The following is a 2,834-nucleotide window of genomic DNA, read 5'->3' as shown; positions in this document are numbered from 1 at the left end:
AACAACCAAAACACAATCATTTTCCCGCTAGTCACGCCGCCCTTCATCAGGACAACTCGATAAACAATACACACCAAACAACCAACACGCAAATCGGCAATCAGCACTCCAAAATCGTCAAAGCCTACCCGCGGTGCCGGCCCGCCGCACTGCCACTAGCAATGCCAAGGCAGCCAGGGCCCTGAAGACTCGCGGGAGCCGCAGTTCAACCACAATGCGGTACCGCTGTGATTAGTTGCCGGCGTGGTAACAGCCCAAGGATCAGCGCCCCAATCAGCCATGCAGTTGCTTTTGCTTCAGGTGTTAGGGATCATTTCTGGCGCGGGATCCTCGTGAAGGGACTTGTGGTCATACGGTCCCATTGTTTTAGCTGAGTTGCTTCATTTCTTCTCTGCAAACGTCTTAGCCAGCCTGACGTTTGTCCCTACTGGTTTGGCAGGCACAGCCACGGTGCTGTGTCCTGTCCCTGGTTGCCGTGGCCAGGATCTTGGCGCCGACCTCCGGAGGCGTAGATTCTCACGGGCAAGATACCGATGAGTTCCAGTAGGAAAGCTGTCCTGGGTCACAAGTATCCATGGACGGCCACACGTGAATGCCATTCTCAGTAGGCGAAACCAAAGGCACTACCTGATCCCCGCACACCTGCAACCGGATCGTCCCAAGCCTGCTATCGAAAGCCTCGTCTATACGATCTGGTCAATGACCAGCTGCGGATTCCCCCACGGATAACTAGGGCGTGTTGGTGGGGTCACCAACCCTCGCCGCCCACCCACTGACCGTGGCAAGGGGTGGCCAGTGAGTGCAACTCGTTGTTTACCGTCAGATTCTACGGATCAGCTCCGGTGTAAAAGTTGCAGCCCTTGAGCACCGGGTTCTCAGTCTCTCCCAACGCCGGCTGGCAGATCCGGCAGTAGTCATCGCTGGCTTGCCACCAGATAGGCGCCCGTTGCCATTAGTAGCCGGCTATGACGAACTACTGATGGCTCCGTCCCCAACCGCCCCCATCACCTAAGGACTAGATTTCGTGAGTCCCACGGCCCCAGTTGCTGCTTCTAAAACGCTTCGGCAACGCCGTGACCGGCGCGCATCCGTCCGCCGAGTCAGAACAGCGAACTTTCCTGGCAATAAATGGTTGATCGGCTTCGATTACGTGGCGAATCCAAACATCAAAACACCGCGATCAAATCCCTCGCCACCCGGCTCGTGAACGAGCTCGTAGAGGCCAAGACGCGAAGGTCCTAGCGAAGACCATCGCCAGATACGGAAAGGCGGATTTGCTCTGCATCGATGAGCTGGGCTCATGGAACTAGATAAACGAGTAGCCTAACTCCTCTTTCCGGGCCTCACTGAACGGGAAGTAGAAGCATCGGTTGCGATCGCCACCAACGAATCGCTCTCAGGATGGACGAAAACGTTCACCGACCCGCGTCTCTGCGCCGCCATCGTGGACCGGCTCACGTTCAAAGGCACCATCATTGAAACAGGGACAGACTCCTACCGCCTCGCCAACACGAAAAACCAACAACACACCGTCGGCGTGGCCCTGTCCGGAGCTAATAGATAGCTAGTTGAAAGCGAAGGAAGGCGCTACCTGTCAGCGATCTTTTGTAGGACCTTGATGGGCGGCTCGGGCGTGTGGCAGCCCTCTGGGACGGCCACCCAAACGATGCCGTGCTGGTCTCGACGACTCCTTGCTATCTGGGTACCGATAGGCTCGGCGAGGTTGACCGCCACGTCACGGGCGAAGCCCTCAATGGTGCCGTCTGCTGAGTTTGTATGAAACTCGAGCCTGCACCCAAGAGTCATCATGGGGTCGCGGTTCGGCGGTACACCACGCAAACTGCATCCGACCGGTCCTGGCATGCGCCAAGGATCTGCACGTCTTCAGCCCAGTAGCGGTCGACTGCATCAATGATGTATGGCGAAGATGGCAGGTACGGGTTGTTTACACCGGGGCTGGTGATTGAATATTTCACCCAGTTGGGGCTGAGGGACTCGCCGCTTTGATAGCAGTACATGGTGAGCTGGTCCATCTTGCCACCGACCGGTCACCTGTAGCAATTGGTATACGACTGCGTGTCCTTACACACCAAGAACCTCTCGCTGGTCAGTGAGCGCGCAGGTAGACGCACTGCACTGGCATTCACCCCCGTAGGCCTTGAGTAAGTACTGCAGTCCCTGAGGCGTTATGTTGGGCAAAAGCATCACCGGGCTCATCGCTTCCACACTCCAGATGTTGTGCTTGATCCATGTTTTATCCAACCCCAGCCCTAGTTGACAGCGCCGCCGTAGAAACCACACCAATCACGAGGGCTGCCTTCGATTCCAAACTTGGTATGTTCCTTTTTTCCACCGGACTAACCCGCCGCGCCATGTTCCGTTTCTAAACTGTGAGGGGACACATTTTGGGGGCGTAATTGAACGTGACAAGACAGACAAAATCGCTGTCAAATTTCCCATATGGGACCCCGGCGGTGCGCCGGTAAAGGCGAGCCTAGGGGCAACACAACTAATTAGTGAAGACCCTGAAGCAGAGGAATTGGAAGGCGACCCGTCCGGTACTGCCAACGTTGAAGACAGTAGCCCGAGACATCTCCTCCCCACGGCTACGAGCAGGTGGTCTCCGATGCGACTGCCACCTCAAGGCCACCCAGGTTCACATCGGATTGACATTCCCACCATCGCATCTGTGGTGCTGCCATCGAGCAAACATCAAAAGTCGGCGGTGGACAAGGTGCATGGTGGTGGGAACCAAGGGAAGCCCGTTAAACGAGTGGAGCCGCCCTGGTGTGGGGCGGCTGGTGGTGTTGGTGGTGTTAAAGGTGGGGAGGCCC

Annotated in this window: 2 protein-coding genes and 1 pseudogene; 2 read left to right on the top strand and 1 reads right to left on the bottom strand. The window is 56.8% G+C overall.

All coding sequences use genetic code 11. The features are described 5' to 3' along the window. The first annotated feature begins 799 nt into the window (after positions 1-799). Together ABIB48_RS17980 and ABIB48_RS17975 are read left to right on the top strand one after the other, a co-directional pair. Entirely contained in the window at positions 800-1,012 is a 213-nt protein-coding gene (locus ABIB48_RS17980) for a hypothetical protein (RefSeq protein WP_354213816.1), read from the top strand. A gap of 60 nt (positions 1,013-1,072) precedes the next feature. Then, positions 1,073-1,564: pseudogene (locus ABIB48_RS17975) on the top strand (ATP-binding protein); the annotation flags it as partial. A 23-nt stretch (positions 1,565-1,587) separates the two neighbouring features. On the opposite strand, the gene ABIB48_RS17970 reads toward ABIB48_RS17975, so the two are convergent. Beyond that, on the bottom strand, positions 1,588-1,809 hold the full coding sequence (locus ABIB48_RS17970) for a hypothetical protein (protein ID WP_354213815.1): 222 nt from the start codon (positions 1,807-1,809) through the stop codon (positions 1,588-1,590). Positions 1,810-2,834 lie beyond the last annotated feature (1,025 nt).

Origin of the sequence: Arthrobacter sp. UYCu511 (assembly GCF_040547105.1) — a bacterium.
GTDB classification, from domain to species: Bacteria; Actinomycetota; Actinomycetes; order Actinomycetales; family Micrococcaceae; genus Specibacter; species Specibacter psychrochitiniphilus.
This window is presented reverse-complemented; position numbering and strand designations above follow the sequence as displayed.

What these genes read in the sequence shown, in the direction of transcription:
- ABIB48_RS17970 (WP_354213815.1), bottom strand. Translation starts at nt 1,809, where the DNA reads ATGATGACTCTTGGGTGCAGGCTCGAGTTTCATACAAACTCAGCAGAC.